Source organism: Pseudomonas sp. lyk4-R2A-10 (assembly GCF_030209075.1).
GTDB lineage: Bacteria > Pseudomonadota > Gammaproteobacteria > Pseudomonadales > Pseudomonadaceae > Aquipseudomonas > Aquipseudomonas glycinae.
Map to the genome: position 1 here is coordinate 618413 of NZ_JARVSR010000002.1, position 20712 is coordinate 639124.

Consider the following 20712-nt stretch of genomic DNA (forward strand, 5'->3'; position numbering starts at 1 on the left):
AAATGATGGCTGGATGACAGCTATTGCTTTTACAGATCCCGGACTAGAGTGAAGGCTCAGTGACTGTACGGTTTTCACGAGGAACCGCCCGGAACGCTGATCCGAGATGCCCCGACACGAGATGTCCCGACAAGAGAAGCAGCATGGAATGCGCGCAACCCCAGCCAGGTGAAGGCAGCTCAGTCCTTTTGATCGTTGATGACTACCCTGAAAATCTGATCAGCATGCGCGCGTTGCTGCAGCGCCAGGACTGGCAGGTGATGACTGCGGCGTCCGGTTTCGAAGCCCTCAGCCTGCTGCTCGAACACGACGTCGATCTGGTGTTGCTGGATGTGCAGATGCCGGGCATGGACGGTTTCGAAGTCGCGCGGCTGATGCGCGGCAGTCAGCGCACGCGCCTGACCCCGATTATTTTTCTCACCGCCAACGAGCAGTCCCAAGATGCCGTTATAAAGGGTTACGCCAGCGGTGCTGTGGATTACCTGTTCAAACCGTTCGATCCGCAGATTCTCAAACCGAAAGTCCAGGCGCTGCTGGAGCACCAGCGCAATCGCCGTGCGTTGCAGCGTTTGAGTCAGGATCTGGAATCGGCGCGGGCCTTCAATGCCTCGGTGCTGGATAACGCTGCTGAAGGCATTCTGGTGTTGGCCGAGGATGGCTTGATCCGCTTCGCCAACCCGGCGATTTCCCGGCTGCTGAATGCGCCGGTGAAGGAGCTGGAAGGGCAGGAGTTTCTCGATTTCCTGCAGAAACCGCACATTCCGCTGTGGGCCGATTCCGAGTTTTATGCCAGTTACAAACGTGGCGAGACGTTGCGCTTACACGACGCGTTGCTGCGTACCGCGCCGGGCCAGCAAGTGCCAGTGGCTTTGTCCTGCGCGCCGCTGCCGAGTGAACAGCACGCGATGGTGGTGACGGTGCTGGACATGTCGGTGGTGCGCCATCTGCATCAGCAGCTGGAATTTCAGGCGGTCACCGACCCGCTGACCGGGCTGCTCAATCGCCGGGGTTTCTACCAGACTGTGGAAAACCTGCTGCTGCGCGGCGAGCGCACGGACAGCAGTTGGGTGTTGATGTACCTCGATCTCGACGGCTTCAAAAGGGTCAACGATTCCCTCGGCCATGATGCCGGGGACCGGGTGTTGCGCTGGGTCTCCGAACAATTGAAAGCGTGTTTGCGGCCGTTCGACATTCTGGCGCGGATGGGCGGCGATGAGTTCACCGCGCTGCTGGATCTGGAATTCCCCGAACAAGCGGCGAAGATTGCTGAAAAACTCATCGAGCGGGTGTCGATCTGTCAGCAGATCGAAGGCCTCGATATCGCTCTGGGTGCAAGTATCGGCATCGCCACCTACCCGGATTGCGGCAACAACCTCGATGGTTTGCTGCGCGCCTCGGACATCGCCATGTACGAAGCCAAGCGCGCGGGGCGGCAGCAATATCGCTTCTACGATCATGAAATGAACGGCCGCGCGCGCTCGCGGTTGATGCTGGAAGAGAGCGTGCGCAACGCCATCGAGAACCGCGATTTCAATCTGGTGTATCAGCCGCAGGTGGCGATTGGCGACGGCCGGATTCGAGGTTTCGAGGCGCTGCTGCGCTGGCAGCACCCGAGCGTCGGCGATGTGCCGCCGGGGCTATTCCTGCCGTTGCTGGAAGAGGCGACGCTGATCAGCCGACTCGGCAGCTGGATTTATCATCGCAGCGCCGGGCAGCGTAAGGCGTGGGAGGCCGAATTTTCCAAGGATCTGGTGATCGGCGTGAGCCTGAGCAACACCCAGTTCGGCCTGCCGAATCTGGTCACCGAATTGCGTCAGGTGCTGGAGCGCCATGGTTTGCAGCCGCACCAGATGGAAGTGGAAGTGACCGAAGAGGCGCTGACGATCAACCCAGACGAGACCCGCAAACAGCTGAAGCTGCTGCGCAATCTCGGGGTGCGGGTGGCGCTGGATGATTTCGGTTCCGGCGCCTGCTCGCTGGCGCATCTGCGCGATCTGGAACTGGACACCCTCAAGCTCGATCGGCACCTGATCGCCCGATTGCCGGACTCGTCCCGCGACGCTTCGCTGGTGCGCACGGTCATCGACTTATGCAAGGAATACGGCTTGCTGGTGATTGCCGAAGGCGTGGAAACCGTCGAGCAATATCAGTGGCTGCAAGCCCATGGTTGCGAGTACGTGCAAGGCTTCCTGGTGGCGCGGCCGTTGGTCGCCGAGGACACCGCACGCTTTACCGAGCCGTTCGACTGGAGCGCTTTGGCCGGTTGAATTCGCTACACTGGCGGCCTTTTCATGACCCGTGCCGCCCCATGACTGCGTTGAAATACCTCCAGGCCTATCCCGCGAATCTGCAGGATCAGGTGCGCCAATTGATCGCTGACAACCGCCTCGGTGATTACCTGAGCCAACGCTATCCGGGTCGCCACGATGTGCAGAGCGACAAGGCGTTGTACGGCTACGCGCTGGACTTGAAGCAGGAATACCTGCGCAACGCCCCGGCCATCGACAAGGTGCTGTTCGACAACCGCCTCGACCTGACCCACCGCGCCCTCGGCCTGCACACCACGGTGTCGCGGGTGCAGGGCGGCAAGCTCAAGGCCAAGAAAGAGATTCGTATCGCCTCGCTGTTCAAGGACGCCGCGCCTGAGTTTCTGAAGATGATCGTCGTGCACGAACTGGCCCACTTCAAAGAGTCGGATCACAACAAGGCGTTCTATAAATTATGTGAGCACATGATGCCGGGCTACCACCAGGTCGAGTTCGACCTGCGGGTGTACCTGACGTGGCGGGACATGCAATAAGACATCAAACAACGGAGCGCAGGTATGGAAGTAAGCAAGACCAAGAGCAGTTTCTACCGGCGCTTGTACGTGGCATACCTGATCGACAGCGGCCTGGCCAGCAGTGTGCCGGCGCTGACCGAGGTCACCGGCATGCCCCGGCGCACGGCGCAGGACACCATTGCGGCACTGGCGGATCTGGATATCGTCTGTGAGTTCGAGCAGGAAGAGGGCGCGCGCAACCATGCGGGGCGCTATCGGATTCGCGAGTGGGGGGCGATTGATCGGGGGTGGATCGAGCGGAATTTGCGGCAGATCAAGGCTGTTCTCGAGTATCCCTGACCTCAGCAGTCCCTTCGCGGGCAAGCCCGCGAAGGGGAAATCTCAAGACCGACGCATTCCTATGTGCGGAATGTCATCCTCCAGATATTCCTCACCCGCCACCACAAACCCGTACCGCCCGTAATATCCCTGCAAATGCGCCTGGGCCGACAGATAGATCGGCACTTCAGGCCAACGTTTCTCGGCCTGTTTCAGTGCCTGCTCCATCATTTCATGCCCCAACCCTTTGCCACGCCCGGCCGGCGCCGTGAGCACGCGGCCGATCACCACGTCGCCACCCTGGGATTCCGGGTCCAGCAGGCGCAGGTACGCCACCAGCTGATCACCGTCCCAGCCCATCAAATGGCAGGTGTCACCGTCCAGATCCTGACCGTCCGGATCCAGGTACGCGCAGCGCTGTTCGACCACGAACACTTCCGAGCGCGATTTCAAAATGGCATACAGCTGCTCCAGTCCCAGATCGCTGTGATGTTTGCAGACCCACTCGATTGTCATCTTCCGATTCCTTGAACTACGTCGCCCGATACTAAGCGCAGCGTCGAAATATGTCTGTATGGCTGAGAAATCTGTGACAAAGGCCAAAATGCCATCATTCCAATATCGCGGCCCGCCGTACTTTGTGTAATCTGCTGGGAAGCGCTGTGCGATGGCTTCAATGAGCTAAGGTTAGGGCCTGGGATTCGCCGGTAAGGGGCCTTGGGGTTTTGACTGAAAACACGCCGGGCGGCCCGCCCGCTAAGGATTTTCAAGCATGCCGCGATTGCATCGAGCCTTTGCTTTGATCGGATTGCTGTTGCTGGGTCAAAGCGCGGCAGCGGAGAAATTGCGTCTGGTGTTCGACGTCTGGCCGCCCTTTACCGATGACACGCTGGTCAACGGTGGGCTGGCGACCGACATCGTCAGCACGGCCCTGGCCCGTGCCGGTTATGCCAGCGGTTACGAGCAAGTGCCGTGGGCGCGGGCGTTGATGGGGGTTGGCGAAGGACGTTACGACGTGCTGGTCAACGCCTGGTACAACGACGAGCGCACGAAGCTGGGGCAGTTTTCCGCCGAGTACCTGCTCAATCGCGTGCGCTTCCTCAAGCGCAAGGACGCACCCATCGAATACAACAACCTGCAGGAACTGCACACCTATCCGATTGCGGTAGTGCGCGGCTACGCCTATTCGGCGCCGTTCGATGCCGACACCGCGTTGCAGAAAGTTCCTGTGCATAACTTCGCCATGGCCGTGCGCATGCTGGCGGCGGACCGGGTCAAGCTGACCTTGGAAGACGAATACGTCGCCCGCTATTACCTGGCCCGGGAATCACCGAAAGTGCGCAACGCGGTGGAGTTTTTGCCCAAGCCGCTGAGCGAGAACAGCCTGCACATTCTGGTCAGCCTGAAGAACCCGCAGCACGAGCAGATCGTGGCCGGGTTCGACAAGGCGATTGCGTCGATGAAGGCCGATGGCAGCTATGACAAGCTGCTCAGGCAACACGGCATGTGAGGCGGCTCAATCTTCGGCTGTGTCTTTGATCAGGTGCGCCGCCAGCGTGCGCAACGGGCCGAGCTGGCGGCAGATCAGCGCCAGTTGCGTCTGCACCAGCCGTTGGCCTTCGTCGATTTCGTCCGGCATCTGCTCAAGCTCATTGGCCAGCGCTTCTTCCTCATCACTTTGAATCGCAATCGGCTGTTTGCTCGCCAGACCCTGGGCGATTTCATCGATGCTCGCCGCCAGACTCACCCCGGCACCGTCGATCAGGTGTTCGCGCACCTCGGCCGGCAGCTGGGTTTCCCGGTGTGCGCCGAGGCCTGACAGATAGCTGAGCAGGGTGTGCGACAGCACCAGGAAGCGGAAGCCCACGTCGGCTTCCTTCCGGAAATGCCCCGGCTCCATCAGCATGTTCGCCAGCGTGGTCGACAGTGCCGCGTCGGCGTTGTGCGCGTTGCGTCGAGCCAGGCGATAAGCGAGGTCGTCGCTCTTGCCGGCGGCGTATTGCTGCATGATCTGGCGCAGGTAAATGCTGTTGCAGGTGAGGGTGTTGGCCAGCACCTTATTCAGACGCCGACCCTGCCAGTCCGGCAGGAACAGGAACACCGCCAGCCCGGCGATCAGGCTGCCGAGCAAGGTGTCGAACAACCTCGGCACAAACAGCCCGTAGCCGTCGCCGACCTGGTTGAAGCAGAACAGCACCATGATCGTGATCGCGGCGGTGGCCACGGTGTAGCGAGTGGTGCGGTTGGTAAAGAACACCACGCCGGCGGCGATGGCGAAGCACGACTGCACCAGCGGATTCGGGAACAGATCGAACAGCGCCCAGGCAATCGTCAGACCGATGGCGGTGCCGAAGATACGCTGGCCGAGTTTACGGCGAGTGGCGCCGTAGTTCGGCTGGCAGACGAACAGCGTGGTGAGGATGATCCAGTAACCCTGCGACGGGTGAATCAAATGCACCATGCCGTAGCCGATGCTCAGCGCCAGCGGCAAGCGCAGGGCGTGACGGAACAGCAGCGAGGTCGGCGTCAGCTGGGTGCGCAGGCGAATCCACACGTCCTTGAAGTTGCGCGGCGAGCGGTCGAGCAGGCTGCTGTCGGTGGCATCGGCCAAGGCGTCGGGGTTGCTCGCATCGCTGAGCAAACGGTCGAGGGTGCCGAGGTTGGCCGCCAGTGCGCGCAACGAACGGAGCAGCCCGCGCCAGGCCGGGTTGCTCTGGATGCGCAGGTGTTCGAGGGAGGCGTGCAGGTCGCTCAGGGCTTCGGCGAAACTTGCGTCGTAGATGAACGGCTGACGCATCTGGATCGATTCGGCCAGCGCCCGACAGGCCTTGCCTTGCTGGCGCAGCAGGCGCTGGCAGCGGAACAAGACATCGCTGTGGAAAAACGCATCGGCCAGGGCGTTGTAGGGGTAGTGGGAAGAACTGGCGCGTTCGTGGATGTCTTGCGCCAGGAAGTACAGCTTCAGGTAACGGCTGACTTTCGAGCCGGGGCGACCGTTGCCGACCCGGTGCAGGATGATTTCCTTGGCGCTGTTCAGGGCTGCGACGACCCGGCCATTCTGCTGGGCCAGTTCCAGTCGCCGTGCTTCGACGTCCATCTGCCGGATCGGCTCGAACAGCGAGGATTTCAGCTTCAGGTAATAGCCGAGTTCGCGGAACAGCCGCGCCAGACTCTGCTGCACCGGCTGATTGGAAAACATCGCCTGCCATAGCACCGACAGCAGGCCGTACCATGCGGCGCCGGCTACCAGCAGCATAGGCTCATGCCAGAAATCCGTGACCGCGCCGCCGCGCTGATCCACGCCAATCATGGTGTAGACGGAAAGAATCAGGGTCGCCGAAGCAATCGCACCATAACGCTCGCCGAGCGCACCGAGCATGGTCAGGCCGAAACTGGCCAGTGCCAAAGCGATGACGAACACGATGGGGTAGGGGAACAGCAATTCCACGGACAGCGCCGCGACACTGAAACACACCAGCGTCACCGCCAGTGCGTTGAGGCGGCCCTGCCAACTGTCGTCGGTCTCGGCCAGGGCGCTGGCGATAATCCCGAGGAACAGCGGGATCAGCAGCCCCATTTCATCCTGATACCAGCACAGCGCCATGCTGCCGGTCAGGGCGATGAACACCCGCACGCTGTAGCTGAATTTATCCAGCGCCCACAGGCGCCGCAAAGACTGACGAAACGAGGTCGAGGACATGAAGTGCGAAGGCCTTCCGAGGCGATGCCGCTAAATTGAGCCAGTAATGACGCCGACGCAATGGCGCCGATCACATCTGACAGCAAAAAGTGTTCCCTACAGCTTCACCGATAACAAATGTGGGAGCAGTCTCGCCCACAGTTTGATTTGTGTTTATCAGACGTACTGCGCGGCGGCGTAGCCAGAGGCCCACGCCCACTGGAAGTTGAATCCGCCCAAATGCCCGGTGACATCCAGCACTTCACCAACGAAGTACAGGCCCGGGCTTTTCAGCGATTCCATGGTCTTGGACGACACTTCGCGGGTGTCGACCCCACCCAGCGTTACCTCGGCGGTGCGGTAGCCCTCGGTGCCGGCCGGCACGACTTTCCAGCTGCCCAGCTTCTCGGCGATGTCCGCCAGTTCGGCATGGGTGTACTGCTTCATCGGTTTGGAGACGAACCAGTTGTCCGCCAGCAGGTTGGCCATTTTCTTGGTGAAGATTTCGCCGAGCAGGGTTTTCAGTTCGCTGTTCGGGCGCTCGGCGGTTTGCTGTTGCAGCCAGCTTGCGGCGTCGTGATCGGGCAGCAGATTGATCTCCACCGTGTCGCCCGGCTCCCAGAACGAGGAAATCTGCAGAACCGCCGGACCGCTGAGGCCACGGTGAGTGAACAGGATGTTCTCGCGAAAGCTCTGGTCGTTGCAGCTGACCAGGCAATCCACCGAGGTGCCGGACAGTTCGGTGCACAACTCCTTGAGCTGATCGGTGATGGTGAACGGCACCAGCCCGGCGCGGGTCGGCAGCAGTTCATGGCCGAACTGTTTGGCGACCTGATAACCGAAACCGGTGGCGCCCAACGTCGGGATCGACAGGCCACCCGTGGCGATCACCAGCGACTGGCACTGGATCTGGCCGAGGGTGGTGTCGAGCAGGTAACCGCCCTCGACTTTCTCGATGGTCTGGATCGAGGTGTCGAGGTGCAGGTTGACGCCGACCTGATCGCACTCGTCCAGCAGCATGCCGAGGATGTCGCTGGATTTGTTATCGCAGAACAGCTGACCGAGCTTTTTCTCGTGATACGGCACGCCATGCTTGGCGACCATGCCGATGAAATCCCACTGGGTGTAGCGGGCCAGCGCGGATTTGCAGAAGTGCGCGTTCTGCGAGAGGAAATTGCTCGGTTCGGTGTACATGTTGGTGAAGTTGCAGCGTCCACCGCCGGACATCAGGATTTTCTTGCCGGCCTTGTTCGCGTGGTCGAGCAGCATCACCTGACGCCCGCGCCCGGCGGCGGTCAGTGCACACATCAACCCTGCGGCGCCAGCGCCAATGATCACGACTTCGGTAGAGCGCAAAACAGTGTCCTCACACTAAATTCAAATTCACCGGAAACCAATGTGGGAGCGAGCCTGCTCGCGATGAGGTCGGCACATGCAACATAGTTGTTGACTGACAGTCCGCCATCGCGAGCAGGCTCGCTCCCACAGGGGATCTTCCTTGGATGGAAGATCGCTTACAAAACCCGGACGCGCAGCGAACGACCCTTGATCTTGCCGTTGTTCAAACGCTGCAGCGCCTGCATGACCACGGTGCGCTCGACGGCCACATAGGACTGGAAGTCAAAGATCGCGATCTTGCCGACCTGGGCGCCCGGAATGCCGGCCTCACCGGTCAGTGCGCCAAGAATGTCGCCCGGACGTACCTTGTCTTTCCGGCCGCCAGCGATGCACAGCGTGCTCATCGGCGGTTGCAGCGGGGCACCGCCCTGGGACTTGAGGTTGTCCACCTGATCCCAGTTCAGCGGGGTCTTCTGCAGTTGTTCGATGGCTTGCGCGCGGTGCGCTTCGGACGGCGCCACCAGGCTGACCGCGATGCCTTTCTCGCCGGCACGACCGGTACGGCCAACACGGTGAATGTGGATTTCCGAGTCGCGGGCCAGTTCGACGTTGATCACCATGTCCAGTGCATCAATGTCCAGACCACGGGCGGCAACGTCGGTGGCAACCAGTACCGAAGTACTGCGGTTGGCGAACATCGCCAACACCTGATCGCGGTCACGCTGCTCCAGATCGCCGTGCAGGCCGACGGCGGAAATGCCTTTGGAGGTCAGGTGATCGACAGTTTCCTGCACTTGCTGCTTGGTGAAGCAGAACGCCACGGTGGAGGCCGGACGGAAGTGGTGCAGAACCTTGGTCACCGCACTCATGCGCTCTTCCGGAGAAATCTCGTAGAAGCGCTGCTCGATCTGGGTATCGTCGTGGAACGCTTCGGCCTTGACCGTTTGCGGATCGCGCATGAACTTCGACGCCAGTTGCTTGATGCCCACCGGGTAGGTCGCCGAGAACAGCAGGGTCTGACGACGGGCCGGGGTCTGCTCGATGATGTCTTCGATGGCGTCGTAGAAACCCATGTCGAGCATGCGGTCGGCTTCGTCGAGGATCAGCGTGTTGAGGCCGTCGAGGACCAGCGAACCCTTGCGCAGGTGCTGCTGGATGCGGCCCGGGGTGCCGACGATGATGTGCGCGCCGTGCTCCAGCGAGCCGATCTGCGGGCCGAAGGACACGCCGCCGCACAGGGTCAGGACCTTGATGTTGTCTTCGGCACGGGCCAGACGGCGGATTTCCTTGGCGACCTGGTCAGCCAGTTCGCGAGTCGGGCAAATTACCAGCGCCTGGCAACCGAAGTAGCGCGGATTGATCGGGTTCAGCAGGCCGATACCGAACGCGGCAGTCTTGCCGCTGCCGGTCTTGGCCTGGGCGATCAGGTCCATCCCCTTGAGGATCACCGGCAAGCTCTGCGCCTGGATCGGCGTCATCTGGGCATAACCGAGGGAGTCGAGGTTAGCCAGCATGGCGGCGGACAGCGGCAAAGTATTAAAAGCGGTGGCGATGGTGGTCACGGGACTGGCCTGCAAAACAAAATGTCGCGCAGTGTAGCAGCCTCTGGCCACTTTCCTCGAAAGTTCTGGACGAACGCAAAGCCTGTGACGAGGGCCGGTTCCCTCGCCACGCAGACCCCGGTCAATGCTCGATATGTTCTTCCCGGCGTTTGGCGCGCCGTCCGTCCTCTTTCGATAGCTGCGAGAAAATCGTCGCCGCCAGCATCGCCATGATCCCCACGGTCACGAACGTGAGCTGAAATGCGCCCAACACGGTCTCAACGCCGTCGTTGCCGACTTCCGCCGTAAAGCCGCCAAGCAGCGCACCGGCGCACGCCACGCCGAGGCTCAGCGACAACTGCGCCACCACCGACAGCAGGCTGTTGCCGCTGCTGGCGCTGGCGTCGTCGAGGTCGATCAGGGTCACGGTGTTCATCGCGGTGAATTGCAGCGAGTTGATCGCACCGAGAACCGCCAGCAGGCACAGCAGCAGCCAGTACGGCGTCTGCTCGCTGACCAGCCCCATGCTCGCCAGCATGATTCCCAGAAGCAGGGTATTGCCGGTCAGCACGATGCGATAGCCCAAGCGCTCGATCAGTGGCCGCGCGCCCCACTTGGCAACCATCGCGGCCGCCGCCAGCGGCAGCATGCTCATCCCGGCCTGGGACGGCGAATAACCCAGCGCCACTTGCAGCAGCAACGGCACCAGAAACGGCAGGGCGCCGCTGCCCAGTCGGGCGAACAGGTTGCCGAGGATGCCGACCGCGAAGGTGCGGGTCTTGAACAGCGACGGCGCGAACAGCGGGTTTTCAATGTGCCCGGCGCGCAGCCAGTACGCCGCCAGACATGCCATGCCGCCGAACAGCAACAGCATCACCCGCAGGTGCGGCAGGTGCAGTTCGCCGAGGCCTTCCATGGCGATGGTGATCAGCACCATCGCTGCGCCGAACAACAGGAAACCGAGGCTATCGAAGCGCGTGCGCTCGGTGCCGCGCAGGTCGGGGATGAATTTCCACACCGCGTAGCAGCCGATGATGCCGACCGGCAGGTTGATCAGGAAGATCCAGTGCCACGTCAGGTATTCCACCATCCAGCCGCCCATGGTCGGGCCGATCAGCGGGCCGAGCAGGCCGGGAATGGTGATGAAGCCCATGATCCGCACCAGTTCCGAACGCGGGTAGGCGCGCAGCACCACCAGGCGTCCGACCGGCAGCATCAGCGCACCGCCGAGGCCCTGGATCACCCGCGCGCCGATCAGCATGCTCAGGCTGCTCGACAAGGCGCACAGCAGCGAGCCCAGGCTGAACAGCAGGATCGCGCCGAAGAAGATTTTCTTGGTGCCGAAGCGGTCGGCGATCCAGCCTGACGCGGGAATCAGCAACGCCACGGTAAGCATGTAGGCGATGATCACGCCCTGCATGCGCAGCGGGTCTTCGGCCAGATCCCTGGCCATGGCCGGCAGGGCGGTGTTGAGGATGGTCCCGTCGAGGGACTGCATGAAGAAAGCGATGGCGACGACCCACGGCAACCAGCGGGCGGTGATGGCGTCGAGAGGCGGGCGGTTGGGCATGGAACCTCTTGTGGGTTGTTGGATGATCGTTCCCACGCAGAGCGTGGGAACGATCAGGTCCGGGATTTACAAAGTCAGGGTCAATCGGCTCACCAGCGCCCCCGGCAACAGCGCCGACGAGGTATTGCGCTGGCTGTAGGTGCTCGCCGACAGCAGCAACTCGCGCTCGGCGGTCAACGCTTCCAGCTGCGAACCCAGCAGGCTGTAGGCGCTGTCGTCGAAACGCATGGTGCTGACCGGCGCCTGAATCTCGCCATTCTCGACCCAGAACGTGGCAAACCGTGTCATGCCGGTCAGGCGCGCCGCCGGTTGATCCGAGAAATTCAGGTACCACAGGTTACTGATGTACAGCCCGGTGCCCAGTTGCTTGAGAATCTCCGCTTGAGGCAAATCACCAGCGCCCATGTTCAGCGCGCTCGGCGATTCGCCGCCGCTGGCACCGTTGGCCGTCAGACCGTACTCGGCGGCACTGCGCGAACCCACCAACTGGTCACCTGCTTTGCCTTCGATGATCAGCCGCAGATCGCTGCGCGGGTAACCTTCGCCGGAGAACGCCGGGCTCAGCGATTCGCTGACTTTCTCGTCGAGGGACACCAGCGGGCTGAACGCCTGATCGCCGGCATACAGCTTCTGCAACGGGCTGCTCTTGCTGGCAATCGACTGCGCCGAGAAACCACCCCAGCACAGCATGCCCATGATTTCTTCCAGGGCTGCCGGCGCCAGGTAGGCGCGGTATTGGCCGGGCGGCAGGGTGCGCAGCGGCCGCCCCAGAAATTCGAGTTGCTCGCGGGCCTGCTGGATGCGTCTGGCGAAGTCTTCGCTGTTCCAGTCATGCCCGGCGTAGCTGGCTTTCACCGCTTCGCCGTTCTCGTGGAACAGGCTGAAATCGAAGTTGAAGCTGTTGGCCTGATGCCAGCCGAACGCGCCGGAAGAGCTGGCAAAACCACGGCTGATCGGCCCGGCGGCATAGAAGCCGACCAGATCCAGGCCTTCGGCAGCATTAGCGATTTCCGCCACCACCTGCTCGGTGTCCGGCAGCGGATGTTCCTGCACGTTCTTGCTCTGCCAGCCGTTGTGGTTGAGCAACAGGTACGGATCCTGCGGCAGCAGCGGCAGGGTTTCGCGCAGTTGTTGCAAGCCTTCGGCAAGACGTTGCAGGTCGGTGGCCTGCTCGCCGGACAGGGTGATGTGCAGGTCGGCATGGCGACCGTCGTCGATCAGTTTCAGACCGATACCGGCTTGCTGAACTTGCCCGGCCTGACGCACCTTGGCGTGGTTGAAACGGACGAAGGCCGACGATTCGGCGTCGTAACTCAGGGTGAACTGTTCCGGCTCGCGCACGGCATCGCGCAGCCAGTTGACCAGCACCTTGAACGCCTCGGACGGGTTCTTGGAAATACTCATCAGGCGTCTCCCCCAAACACATCAACATTGCTGAACACGCAGGCCGGCGACGCATGGCCGACGCGGATCACCTGGTTCGGTTCGCCCTTGCCGCAGTTCGGCGTGCCCAGCACCTGGGTGGTGCCGGCGTTGCCGACGGCGCGCAGGCTCTTCCAGAAGTGCGCGGAAATGCCCCGGTAGTTCGGGTTTTTCACCACGCCCTTGAGTTCGCCGTTCTCGATCAACTGGCCCCATTCGCAGCCGAACTGGAATTTGTTGCGCGCATCGTCGATCGACCACGAACGGTTGGTGCTCATCAGGATGCCGTTTTCGATGCCGCCGATCAGCTGATCAAGCGGCTGGTCGCCCGGCTCGATGTTAAGGTTGGCCATGCGATCGATCGGTGGGCGGTTCCAGCCACAGGCGCGGCTGTTGGCGACGCCGTCCAGACCCGCGCGGAACTGCGACAGTGCGCCGCCCAACGGACGGACCAGCAGGCCTTCGTGAATCAAAAACTGCTTGCTGGTCTTGGAACCGTCGTCATCGTGACCGTAACTCGCCAGTTCTTCGGGAATGCCCGGATCGAACGTCACGTTGAGCAGTTTCGAGCCGTATTGCAGGCTGCCGAAATCCGAGGCTTTGACGAAACTGGTGCCGGCGTAATTGCGCTCGTCGCCGAGAATCCGGTCGAGTTCCAGCGGGTGGCCGATGGATTCGTGGATCTGCAGCATCATCTGGTCGGGCATCAGCAGCAAATCGCGCGGGCCTTGCGGGGTGTTCGGCGCGAGCAGCAGTTGCAGCGCCTGATCGGCGACTTGTGGGCCGGCACCGATCAGGCCGCAACGGCTGATCACGTCGGCGCCGCCCTGCTGACCGAAGTTCTCGCGGCCGAGGCTGCGGGTCTGGCTGTCGTTGCCGTCGTAGGCGGTGACGTCCAGGCCCGGATAGACGAAGCGCTGGGCCTGGCGCAATTCAGCGCCGGCGCTGCTCAGGTAGATCTGTTCGACGTAGGTGATGCCGATGCTCACTTCCCAATTCACCAGGCGCTCATCCTTTGGCACCGAGGCGGATTCCGCGCCGAGCAGCTCGAAGCATTCGCTCAGGGACGGAAAGGGTTGTTCGAGATTGGGTGAAAAGTAGTCGGCGCGGTCGCTGGACACCGGCTGCTGGCTCAGATCGAGCAGGGCGTGGGGCTTGATCCGCCGGGCCTGCTGTTCGGCGCGCTCGAGGGCGGCTTGCAGGCCTTGTTGCGACAGGTCATTGGTCGCGGCGTAGGCTTCGACGCCGTTGACGCGCACGGTGAGCATCGCGCCTTCGTCGCGGCTCAGGCTCGGCGGCTCGGCGACGTTCTTGCGCACCGACAGGTACTGGCCGGACTCGCGTACATACCGCAGGGAAAAAAACTCGGCGCCCGTGCGCAAGGCAGCAAAGCGCTGCTTGAGCTGGGGGTGGAAATCGAACATCAGGGGAACCTCCTTGTCATGGGAGCAGCGGCGAAGCGAATTCGGCGGGGAGGGGGTGAAACGATTGGGCGAGGACTAGAGTAGGCCTGCGAGGGGGTAGGATCAAGTGAAGAGGGGGTGTAGGGGGATTTACTGCTTTGAGTAGGCTGATCGTTCCCACATTGCATGGGAACGATCACCGCCCGGTATTACAACTTACTGAGCAACAGCGCTCACATCACGCATCGCCTTGCCTTTCACTGGCGCATCGCCAGCGACGTAGTACGGCGCCTTGCTGCGCGGCAGCGGCTGACGGCCACGGATCTTGTCGGCGATTTTCTCGGCCATCATGATCGTCGGCGCGTTCAGGTTGCCGGTGGTGATGATCGGCATGATCGACGCATCGACCACACGCAGACCCTGCATGCCATGCACGCGGCCTTCGCCATCCACTACGGCCATGTCGTCGGTGCCCATCTTGCACGAGCAGGACGGGTGGAACGCGGTTTCGGCGTGCTCGCGAATGAACTTGTCCAGCTGCTCATCGGTTTGCACCTCGATGCCCGGGCTGATTTCGCGGCCACGGAAGGCGTCCAGTGCAGGCTGTTGCATGATTTCACGGGTCAGGCGGATGCCGTCGCGAAATTCCTGCCAGTCCTGCTCGGTGGCCATGTAGTTGAACAGGATGCTCGGGTGCTGGCGCGGATCCTTGGATTTGACCTGGACGCGACCGCGGCTTGGCGAACGCATGGAACCCATGTGCGCCTGGAAACCGTGCTCTTTCACACCGTTGCTGCCGTTGTAGTTAATCGCCACCGGCAGGAAGTGATACTGGATGTTCGGCCACTCGAATTCCGGACGGGTACGGATGAAACCGCCGGCTTCGAACTGGTTGCTGGCGCCAATGCCGGTGCCGTTGAACAGCCACTCGGCACCGATGGCTGGCTGGTTGTACCAGAGCAGCGACGGGTACAGCGAGACCGGTTGGGTGCAAGCGTATTGCAGGTACAGCTCAAGGTGATCCTGCAGGTTTTCGCCGACGCCCGGCAGATCGTGAACGACCGGGATGTCGAGGCTTTCCAGCAGTTTTGCCGGGCCGACGCCGGAGCGTTGCAGCAGTTGCGGCGAAGCGATCGCGCCGGAGCAGACGATGACTTCTTTGCGGGCGCGGGCTTCGACGCGCTCTTCAGCGGCGCCGACCAGGTAACGCACTCCAACGGCACGCTTGCCTTCGAACAGAACCTTGTCGGTCAGGGCGTGAGTAACGATGGTCAGGGTCGAACGCTTCTTGGCCACGTCCAGGTAACCACGGGCGGTGGAAGCACGACGGCCATTCGGCGTCACGGTGCGGTCCATCGGGCCAAAGCCTTCCTGCTGATAGCCGTTCAAGTCTTCGGTGCGCGGGTAACCGGCCTGCACGCCAGCTTCAACCATGGCGTGGAACAGCGGGTTGTTGCCCGCTTTCGGCGTGGTCACGCTGACCGGGCCGTCGCCACCGTGGTAGTCGTTCGGGCCGATGTCGCGGGTTTCCGCTTTTCGGAAATACGGCAGGCAGTCGAGGTAGGACCAGTCTTCCAGGCCTGGCAGTTTGGCCCAGCCGTCGTAGTCCATTGCGTTGCCGCGGATGTAGCACATGCCGTTGATCAGCGAGGAACCGCCGAGGCCCTTGCCGCGACCGCATTCCATCCGGCGACCGTCCATGTGTGGCTCCGGATCGGTTTCGTACGCCCAGTTGTAGCGACGACCTTGCAGCGGGAATGCCAGAGCGGCCGGCATTTGCGTACGGAAGTCGAAACGATAGTCCGGGCCGCCGGCTTCAAGCAGCAGGACGGTGACGCCTTCGTCTTCAGTCAGACGGGTCGCCAGGGTGTTACCGGCAGAGCCGGCACCGACGATGATGTAATCGAATTCTTGGGACATTGAATGCACCCTCTTTGAAGTTGGTCAGGTCAGACAGCCAGCGCTTCCCTAGTGGGAACGGGCTTGCCCGCGAAGGCGGCTTCGCGGGCAGCACACAATGGCGGGTCTTAGAACACCGAGACGTAATCGCCCAGCTCGACCTGTACCGATTTGATGCGAGTGAAGTTGTTCAGCGAGCTGATGCCGTTCTCACGGCCAACGCCCGACTGCTTGTAACCGCCAACCGGCATTTTTGCGTCGGACTCGCCCCAGGCGTTGATCCAGCAGATACCGGCTTCCAGTTGATGAATCACGCGGTGGGCGCGGTTCAGGTCGCGGGTGACGATACCGGCGGCCAGGCCGAAGTCGGTGTCGTTGGCGCGGCGGATCACTTCTTCTTCGGTTTCGTAGCTCAGGATCGCCATCACCGGGCCGAAGATTTCTTCACGGACGATAGTCATGTCGTCGGTGCAGTCGGTGAACACGGTTGGAGCCACGAACGCGCCTTTGGCGAATTCGCCGTCGGTCAGACGCTCGCCACCGCACAGAACGCGGGCGCCTTCTTCTTTACCCTTGGCGATGTAGCCCAGCACGCTTTCCATGTGCGGGAAGCTGACCAGCGGGCCGAAGTTGGTGTTCTCGTCTTCCGGATTGCCAACACGGATACGCGCAACGCGCTCGACGATCTTGGCTTCGAAAGCGGCTTTCAGGTGGCTCGGCACGAACACGCGAGTGCCGTTGGTGCAGACCTGACCGGAGCTGTAGAAGTTGGCCATCATGGCGGTGTCGGCGGCGCGATCCAGATCGGCGTCGTCGCAGATGATCAGCGGGGACTTGCCGCCCAGTTCCATGGTCACGTCTTTGAGCGACGAAGCCGAAGCGCTGGCCATGACCTTCTTGCCGGTGTCGGTGCCGCCGGTGAAAGAGATCTTCTCGATGCGCGGGTGCTCGGTCAGCCAGGTGCCGACTTCACGGCCGCTGCCGGTCAGTACGTTGAACACGCCGTTCGGAACGCCGGCTTCGGTGTAGATCTCGGCCAGTTTCAGGGTGGTCAGCGAGGTGACTTCGCTTGGCTTGAAGATCATCGCGTTACCGGCCGCCAGGGCTGGCGCGGATTTCCACAGGGCGATCTGGATCGGGTAGTTCCACGCGCCGATACCAGCGACAACGCCCAGCGGCTCGCGACGGGTGTAAACGAAGGAAGTGTCACGCAGCGGGATCTGCTCGCCTTCGATGGCGGGTACCAGGCCTGCGTAGTATTCCAGCACGTCGGCGCCGGTGACGATGTCGACGTACTTGGTTTCGGAGAAGGCTTTACCGGTGTCCAGGGTTTCCAGGGCAGCCAGTTCATCGTTGCGCTCGCGCAGGATGTCGACGGCGCGACGCAGGATGCGCGAACGCTCCATGGCGGTCATCGCGGCCCAGATTTTCTGGCCCTTTTCGGCGCTGACCACAGCACGCTCGACGTCTTCCTTGGTCGCACGTTGCACGTGTGCGAGGACTTCACCGTTAGCCGGGTTGATGGCTTCGAAGGTGGCATCGCTGCCGGCGTCGGAGTACGCGCCATCGATGTAGAGTTTTTGCAGTTCGAAACGGGCCATAGTGTCCTCGCAAGTGCATTAGTGGTTGGCGTTGGTCACCGGGTGAGCCATGTAGCTGTGGCATCGCTGGTCGGTGACAGTTCAGGGGCCGAGCGTTTTTTCTGTGCTCTAGCTCACCTGCTTGGCCAATTGGAAATCCATGTATTCGTAAGCGATCTGTTGCGCCTGCGCAGTGTCGAAAGCGTCTCCCGACAGCGCGCCGCGTAACCACAAGCCGTCGATCAGAGCTGCCAGTCCACGGGCGGCGGTGCGCGCATCTTCGAGCGGCAACACACGGCGGAACTCGCAGCACAGGTTGGAATACAGACGGTGATCGTTGATCCGCTGCAACCTGTGCAAAGACGGCTGGTGCATGCTGGTGGCCCAGAAGGCCAGCCAGGTTTTCATTGCCGGGCCATTGACCTGGCTGGCGTCGAAGTTGCCTTCGATGATCACCTGCAGATGCGCCCGGGGGCTGCTGTCTGCCAGCGCCTGACGGCGCGCGGTGACGTTCTCGCTGAGGACGCTCATCAGATACCGCATCGTGGCGGCAATCAGGCCGTTCTTGTCCTGAAAATAGTGACTGATGATGCCATTCGAGACACCGGCCAAACGGGCGATCAGCGCAATGCTGGCGTCCCCCATTCCGACCTGATCAACCGCCTGCAAAGTGGCTTCGATCAGTTGTTGGCGGCGGATGGGTTGCATACCGACCTTGGGCATCTTGCACATCTCCTTAGGCCTTCCGACGGACGACAAACGCCGATCGGATTGAGGGCCAGTCTATTTTGTTTTGATTGAACGTTCAATCAACAAAGAATAAGATCTGCGACAAATCGTCGCTGCCTACAGATTTTTCCTACGTGTAAGTGGCGATAAAACCGACATCCGAAAATGCTCGAAACCTGCGCGGGGCAAGGCGCGGTTCGACGTTCGATGGACGTGTTGAATGGGCAAGACGCTCAAGGCCAGGTTTCGGATGAACGTCCAAGCCTCGGCCACGACGGCGATTCGCGGTGCCAACTCTGCAGGTTCGGGCTTTTTTCGGGGTGTCTTTATATCACCCGCCGGTCGGCTGCCAACTAACCGATTGGTCGGGTTCCGTGTTGCCTTGTGTTCTTCTCTCGCACTGCCTGGAGCATTTGTGCCATGAGTTCTGCCTCGCTAATAAAGACCCCGCCCGAGAAGGTGACGGTCAACGGTTGGGTGTTCTACACCTCTACCGCGCTGATTCTGTTGTTGACCGCCATTCTGATCATCGCCCCGCAAGAGGCCGGCAGAATGCTGGGAGTGGCTCAGGCCTGGTTGTCCCGCAGCTTCGGCTGGTACTACATGGTGGTGATCGCCGCTTACCTGGTGTTTGTGGTGGGCTTGGCGTTTTCCTCGTACGGCAAACTCAAACTGGGTAGCAAGGACGACACCCCGGATTTCAGCTACGGCGCCTGGGCCGGGATGCTGTTCTCGTCGGGTATCGGTATTTCGCTGCTGTACTTTGGCGCCTCCGAGCCACTGGATCACTACTTCAATCCGCCGGAAGGCGCGTCGGCCACCAACATGGCGGCACGTCAGGCTGTTCAGCTGACTTTCCTGCACTGGGGCCTGCACGGCTGGGCGATCTACGCACTGGTCGGTCTGGCCGTGGCCTATTTCGCTTACCGTCATAACCAGCCGCTGGCCCTGCGTTCGGCGCTGTACCCGCTGGTGGGCGAGCGTTGGGTCAAGGGCGCTGCCGGTCATGCGGTGGACGGCTTCGGCATGTTCGTGACCCTGCTGGGTCTGGTGACCAACCTGGGGATCGGCTCGCTGCAAGTGTCCTCGGGCCTGGAAAACCTGTTCGGCATGGAACACAGCAACACCAACCTGCTGATCGTGATCATCGTGATGAGCACCGTGGCGACCATCGCTGCCGTGTCCGGCGTGGAAAACGGTATCCGTCGTCTGTCCAACCTCAACATCATCCTGTTCAGCGGCCTGCTGATTTTCGTCCTGCTGTTCGGCCCGACCCTGCATTTGCTCAACGGCTTCGTGCAGAACATCGGCGACTACCTCAACGGCGTGGTGCTGAAGACTTTCGACCTGTACGTCTATGAAGGCGACAGCGAGAAGTCCGACCGCTGGCTGGGCCTGTGGACGCTGTTCTACTGGGCCTGGTGGATTTCTTGGGCCCCATTCGTCGGCATGTTCATCGCGCGGATTTCCCGTGGTCGTACCGTGCGTGAACTGGTGGCTGGCGTGCTGCTGATTCCGCTGGGTTTCACCCTGGCGTGGCTGTCGATCTTCGGTAACTCGGCGCTGGATCTGGTGATGAACCAGGGCGCGGTGGAACTCGGCAAGACGGCGCTGGAACAGCCGTCGATGGCGATCTATCAGTTGCTGGAACACTACCCGGCGTCGAAAGTCGTGATCGGTGTTTCGATCTTCGTTGGTTTCGTGCTGTTCCTGACCCCGGCCGACTCCGGCGCGGTGATGATGGCGAACCTGTCCTGCAAGGGCGGCAACGTCGACGAAGACGCCCCGCACTGGCTGCGGATCTTCTGGTCGGTCGTGATCACGCTGGTGACCATCGGCCTGCTGTTCGCCGGTAACTTCGAAGCCATGCAGACCATGGTGGTGCTGGCCGGTCTGCCGTTCTCGGTGGTGCTGGTGTGCTTCATGTTCGGCCTGCACAAGGCGATGCGCCAGGACATGCAGATCGAACAGGAACAGGCGCAACTGGCTGAACGCGGTCGTCGTGGTTTCAGCGAGCGCCTGACCCAGCTGGATCTGCAACCGAGCCAGTCGGTGGTTCAGCGCTTCATGGACAAACACGTCAGCCCGGCACTGGAAGATGCCGCTGCGCAAATGCGTGCACAGGGTCTGGAAGTGCAGACGCTGCTGGGCAAATCCAAGCGCTGCATGGGCGTGCGGGTCGAGATGGAAGAGGGCAACCCTTTTGTCTACGAAGTGAGCCTGGACGGCTACCTGGCGACCCCGAGCGAGTCGGTTCAGTCCGATGAAGCGCGCCAGCGTTTCTATCGCGCCGAGGTGTACCTGCACAACGGCAGCCAGGACTACGACCTGATGGGCTTCACACAGGATCAGATCACACGCGATGTGCTCGATCAGTTTGAAAGCCATCGGCAGCTCCTTGGCCGGGTCTATAGCTGAGTTGTGAAGTGATCAATCCCACGCGATGCGTGG

General features: G+C 61.6%; 15 protein-coding genes. 5 read left to right on the plus strand and 10 right to left on the minus strand.

All coding sequences use genetic code 11. From position 1 onward, the window contains the following. Positions 1-143: 143 nt before the first annotated feature. From QRN46_RS05200 to QRN46_RS05210, 3 genes are read left to right on the plus strand one after another with little or no spacing between them, the layout of a single operon-like run. Positions 144-2267, plus strand: a complete 2124-nt coding sequence (locus QRN46_RS05200; protein ID WP_285354361.1) for a putative bifunctional diguanylate cyclase/phosphodiesterase — start codon at positions 144-146, stop codon at positions 2265-2267. Between the two features lie 41 nt (positions 2268-2308). Next, positions 2309-2800 carry a M48 metallopeptidase family protein gene (locus QRN46_RS05205; RefSeq protein WP_285354362.1) on the plus strand — a complete coding sequence of 164 codons (492 nt, stop codon included), beginning with the start codon at positions 2309-2311 and terminating at the stop codon, positions 2798-2800. Between the two features lie 24 nt (positions 2801-2824). Next, the gene (locus tag QRN46_RS05210) at positions 2825-3121 is read left to right on the plus strand and encodes a winged helix-turn-helix domain-containing protein (RefSeq protein ID WP_011336315.1); all 297 of its coding nucleotides are present in this window, start codon (positions 2825-2827) and stop codon (positions 3119-3121) included. 42 nt (positions 3122-3163) lie between these two features. On the opposite strand, the gene QRN46_RS05215 is transcribed toward QRN46_RS05210, so the two are convergent. After that, on the minus strand, positions 3164-3616 hold the full coding sequence (locus QRN46_RS05215) for a GNAT family N-acetyltransferase (protein WP_285354363.1): 453 nt from the start codon (positions 3614-3616) through the stop codon (positions 3164-3166). Between the two features lie 256 nt (positions 3617-3872). Here QRN46_RS05215 and QRN46_RS05220 point away from each other — a divergent pair, with 256 nt between their 5' ends. Then, positions 3873-4610 (plus strand): substrate-binding periplasmic protein, encoded by a 738-nt coding sequence (locus tag QRN46_RS05220; RefSeq protein WP_064380188.1) that lies wholly within the window; start codon positions 3873-3875, stop codon positions 4608-4610. A gap of 6 nt (positions 4611-4616) precedes the next feature. On the opposite strand, the gene yccS is transcribed toward QRN46_RS05220, so the two are convergent. The 9 genes from yccS to betI all read right to left on the minus strand — a co-directional run bounded on the left by yccS (position 4617) and on the right by betI (position 18255). After that, positions 4617-6800 carry a YccS family putative transporter gene (gene yccS / locus QRN46_RS05225; protein ID WP_007959728.1) on the minus strand — a complete coding sequence of 728 codons (2184 nt, stop codon included), beginning with the start codon at positions 6798-6800 and terminating at the stop codon, positions 4617-4619. 156 nt (positions 6801-6956) lie between these two features. Continuing rightward, on the minus strand, positions 6957-8135 hold the full coding sequence (locus tag QRN46_RS05230) for a BaiN/RdsA family NAD(P)/FAD-dependent oxidoreductase (protein WP_011336312.1): 1179 nt from the start codon (positions 8133-8135) through the stop codon (positions 6957-6959). Between the two features lie 158 nt (positions 8136-8293). Continuing rightward, positions 8294-9679 (minus strand): ATP-dependent RNA helicase DbpA, encoded by a 1386-nt coding sequence (gene dbpA / locus QRN46_RS05235; protein ID WP_007959732.1) that lies wholly within the window; start codon positions 9677-9679, stop codon positions 8294-8296. Between the two features lie 121 nt (positions 9680-9800). Then, positions 9801-11228 carry a multidrug transporter subunit MdtD gene (mdtD, locus tag QRN46_RS05240; RefSeq protein ID WP_221615984.1) on the minus strand — a complete coding sequence of 476 codons (1428 nt, stop codon included), beginning with the start codon at positions 11226-11228 and terminating at the stop codon, positions 9801-9803. A gap of 66 nt (positions 11229-11294) precedes the next feature. Beyond that, entirely contained in the window at positions 11295-12632 is a 1338-nt protein-coding gene (locus tag QRN46_RS05245; protein WP_011336309.1) for a TldD/PmbA family protein, read from the minus strand. Continuing rightward, positions 12632-14074 carry a TldD/PmbA family protein gene (locus tag QRN46_RS05250; RefSeq protein ID WP_285354364.1) on the minus strand — a complete coding sequence of 481 codons (1443 nt, stop codon included), beginning with the start codon at positions 14072-14074 and terminating at the stop codon, positions 12632-12634. Before QRN46_RS05250 ends, QRN46_RS05245 begins: the two co-directional genes overlap by 1 nt. Before the next feature lie 195 nt (positions 14075-14269). Beyond that, positions 14270-15973, minus strand: coding sequence for a choline dehydrogenase (gene betA, locus QRN46_RS05255; protein ID WP_011336307.1), 1704 nt, complete (start codon positions 15971-15973; stop codon positions 14270-14272). A 107-nt stretch (positions 15974-16080) separates the two neighbouring features. After that, positions 16081-17553 carry a betaine-aldehyde dehydrogenase gene (gene betB, locus QRN46_RS05260; protein WP_011336306.1) on the minus strand — a complete coding sequence of 491 codons (1473 nt, stop codon included), beginning with the start codon at positions 17551-17553 and terminating at the stop codon, positions 16081-16083. 108 nt (positions 17554-17661) lie between these two features. Then, positions 17662-18255 (minus strand): transcriptional regulator BetI, encoded by a 594-nt coding sequence (betI, locus tag QRN46_RS05265; RefSeq protein ID WP_011336305.1) that lies wholly within the window; start codon positions 18253-18255, stop codon positions 17662-17664. A 483-nt stretch (positions 18256-18738) separates the two neighbouring features. On the opposite strand from betI, the gene QRN46_RS05270 reads away from it, so the two are divergent. Further along, positions 18739-20679 (plus strand): BCCT family transporter, encoded by a 1941-nt coding sequence (locus QRN46_RS05270; protein WP_223290698.1) that lies wholly within the window; start codon positions 18739-18741, stop codon positions 20677-20679. Positions 20680-20712: the final 33 nt, after the last annotated feature.